Raw genomic sequence first — 3203 nt, 5'->3', positions numbered from 1 at the left:
GCACCGTCCACCGACAGGGCAAGGAGATCGACCTGCAGCCGCGCGAGTTCCAGCTGCTGGAATTCATGATGCGCCACGCCGGTCAGTCGGTGACCCGCACCATGCTGCTGGAGAAGGTCTGGGAATACCACTTCGACCCACAGACCAACGTCATCGACGTCCACATCTCCCGCCTGCGCTCGAAGATCGACAAGGGCTTCGACCGGGCGATGCTGCAGACCGTCCGCGGGGCCGGGTACCGGCTGGACGCCTGACGCGGTGCGCCTGCCGCGCATTTTCCGGACGACGCCGTTCCGGCTGACGCTGCTGTTCCTGGCGCTGTTCGCGGCGGCGGCGTCGGCCTTCCTGGCCTACATCTACGTGGCGACGGCGGGCGAGGCGGCCCGGCGCACCGATCAGGCCATCCTGCGCGAGATGCGCTCACTCACCGGCGCCTACGAGCGAGCCGGCGTCGACGCCCTCAACCAGGCGCTGATCGAGCGGGCGGCGGCGGAGCGGCCGTTCCTCTACCTGCTGATGCGGTCTGACGGGACGGTGATCTCCGGGTCGATCCAGGAATCGCCGCTGGAGGAGTTCAACGGCGATCCGGCCTGGACCAGCTTCCGCATCACCGAGCTCGACGCGCAGGGCCGCCGGGTACGCCGGCCGGCCCGCGGCCTGCAGCAGCGGCTCGGCTACGGGGAGATCCTCTTCGTCGGCGCGGATGTCGGCGAGGACGAGGCCTACATCGACTCCATCGTCGTGGCGCTCTGGGGCGCGGTGGTGCTGGTCATCATCCTGGGCTTGGCCGGCGGGGTGATCATCAGCCGCAACGTCAGCCGATCCATGGGCGGGCTGATCGACGTGGTCACCCGGGTGCGCAACGGCGACCTGGCCGCCCGCGCCCACGTGCGGGGCGCCCGCGACGAGATGGACGAGTTGGCCGAAGGGCTGAACGAGATGTTGGATAGGCTGGAGCGCTCGATGGCCGGCCTGCGACATGCCGGCGACGCCATCGCCCACGACCTGCGCTCGCCGCTCACCCGCCTGCGCGCCCGGCTGGAAGCGGCCTACATCGACGTCGAGGCGGGCAAGGGCGACGCCGAGCACGCGCTCGCCACCGCCATCGAGGACACGGACGGGGTGCTGAAGACCTTCGGCGCCGTGCTCTCCATCGCCCGGCTGCAGGCCGCCGGCTCGGCGCCCAACCAGATCCTGTTCGATCCCAAGGAACTCGCCGTCGACATCGCCGAGCTCTACGAGCCGCTGTGCGAGGACAAGGGCATCGATTTCGCCGCCGAGTTGGCGGGCGACCTTCGCGTGCGCGGCAACAAGGAGTTCCTGGCCCAGGCGCTGGCCAACCTGCTCGACAACGCGGTGAAGTACACGCCCAGCGGCGGCGCCATCATGCTGCGTGTGCGCCGCCGCTCGTCGGGAGAGGTGGAGTTCTCGGTCACCGACACCGGCCCGGGCGTGCCCGAGGCCGACCGCGCCCGGGTCGTCCAGCGCTTCGTGCGCCTGGAGAACAGCCGCAACGAGCCGGGCGCTGGCCTTGGGCTCTCCCTCGTCGCCGCGGTCGCCGAAGCCCACGGCGGTCGGCTCGAGCTCTCCGAAGGCCCCGGCGTGGTCGGCGACAGCGGGCCTGGCCTGCGCGTCGCGTTCATCCTGCCGCGGGCGGGGTAGGCCCTACCGCTAAGGCGTCTCCTACCTCACGTCGCTTCGCGGGGGAGGTAGGATGCTGTGAGCGGATCAGGCCTACCGCCGCCGCCCGCCGAACATCGCGTCCACGGCGATCTTCCCGGGCCCTGCCGTGGCCAAGTGCAGGCCGATCACCACCAGCGCCGCGGCCGGGAACGAACCGCGGATCCCGGCGAACCGGTCGACCATCAGGATGGCGATGATGAAGTGGATCGCGCAGAGCAGGCCCGCCCAGCGGGTCAGGGCGCCGGCGATGAAGGCCGCGCCGCAGGCGAACTGGGCCCAGACCGACAGCGGCGCCATCAGCTCGGGGAAGGGGAACTTCCACTTGGCCAGGAAGCCGGCGAACTCGGCCATCCGTTCGGCGCTGGTTATATTGTCCCACACGCCGAAGATCAGGAACCCGCCGACCACCAGCCGCATCAGCAGGAGGCTGGCGTCCGACCAGCGGCTGAGCCCCGAAAGCATGATCCCGCCCCGCGCCATGCGAACCCCCTTGGTCTGACCCACCGCCCGATATTGGGTTGGTTCGCATCGCGGCGCAGTTAAATATCGCCAGCCCCATGCCGCCCCTCAGTCCACGCCTCAAGCCCTGCGGGCCCATCCTCGACCCGAAGGCCGCACAGAGCCTGCGCGAGCGCCTCGCCGAAGCGCTGGGCGAGCGTCAGCCCGTGATCGAGGCCGCCTGGCCGGCCCTGGCCCCGGTGTTCGGCGCCTCGCCCTATCTCGCCAGCCTCGTCCGCCGGGACGAGCCGCGCCTCGCCGATCTCCTGCAAGCTGACCCGGACCAACGGTTCGCGGACCTGCTCGCCCGCACGGCCGCGGCGGCGGCTCTCGACACCGCCGAGGCGAAGATCGCGCTGCGTAAGCTGAAGGCCGAGGCCCACCTCTTGACAGCGCTCTGCGACCTCGGCGGCGTCTGGGACTTGGACCAGGTCACCGGGGCGATCACCCGTTTCGCCGACGCCAGCCTCGCCGCGGCGCTCGCGGTGGCCGCCCGCGGCGAGCAGCAGGCTGGCCGGCTGACGCGCCTAGGCGAGGGCGCAGAGGGGCCGGTCCCGGGGTGGTTCTGCATCGCCATGGGCAAGCAGGGCGCGTACGAGCTCAATTATTCCAGCGACGTGGACGTCTCGGTGTTCTTCGAGCCCGACGCGCTGCCGTTGGCCGAGGGCGTCGAGTCCCAGGCGTTCGCCGTGCGCCTGACCCACCGGCTCTCGGAGCTGATGCAGGACCGCACCGGCGACGGTTACGTGTTCCGCGTCGACCTGCGCCTGCGGCCCGACCCGGCCTCCACGCAGCCGGCGGTGCCGGTGCCCGCGGCGCTGGAGTACTACGAGAGCGTCGGCCAGAACTGGGAGCGGGCGGCCTTCATCAAGGCGCGGCCCTGCGCCGGCGACCTGCCCCGCGCCGAAGCCTTCCTGGCCGAGCTGCAGCCCTTCATCTGGCGCAAGAACCTCGACTTCGCCGCCATCGCCGACATCCACTCCATCAAGCGGCAGATCCACGTGCACAAGGTGGACGAGCGG

The 3203-nt window shown here is 70.9% G+C and carries 2 protein-coding genes and 2 pseudogenes; 3 read left to right on the top strand and 1 reads right to left on the bottom strand.

Translation table 11 applies throughout. The features are described 5' to 3' along the window. A pseudogene (gene uczR / locus VHK87_RS01300) lies at window positions 1–254 on the top strand (two-component system response regulator UczR); the annotation flags it as partial. A gap of 4 nt (window positions 255–258) precedes the next feature. Then, window positions 259–1662 (top strand): HAMP domain-containing sensor histidine kinase, encoded by a 1404-nt coding sequence (locus VHK87_RS01295; protein ID WP_329633090.1) that lies wholly within the window; start codon window positions 259–261, stop codon window positions 1660–1662. A gap of 72 nt (window positions 1663–1734) precedes the next feature. On the opposite strand, the gene VHK87_RS01290 is transcribed toward VHK87_RS01295, so the two are convergent. After that, on the bottom strand, window positions 1735–2163 hold the full coding sequence (locus VHK87_RS01290) for a DoxX family protein (RefSeq protein ID WP_329633089.1): 429 nt from the start codon (window positions 2161–2163) through the stop codon (window positions 1735–1737). 77 nt (window positions 2164–2240) lie between these two features. Between VHK87_RS01290 and VHK87_RS01285 the strand changes: the two are divergent. Then, a pseudogene (locus tag VHK87_RS01285) lies at window positions 2241–3203 on the top strand (glutamine-synthetase adenylyltransferase); the annotation flags it as partial.

It is taken from the genome of Phenylobacterium sp., from assembly GCF_036263695.1.
GTDB lineage: Bacteria > Pseudomonadota > Alphaproteobacteria > Caulobacterales > Caulobacteraceae > Phenylobacterium.
The sequence above is the reverse complement of the archived record's forward strand: the minus strand, read 5'-3'. Positions and strand labels throughout refer to the sequence as shown.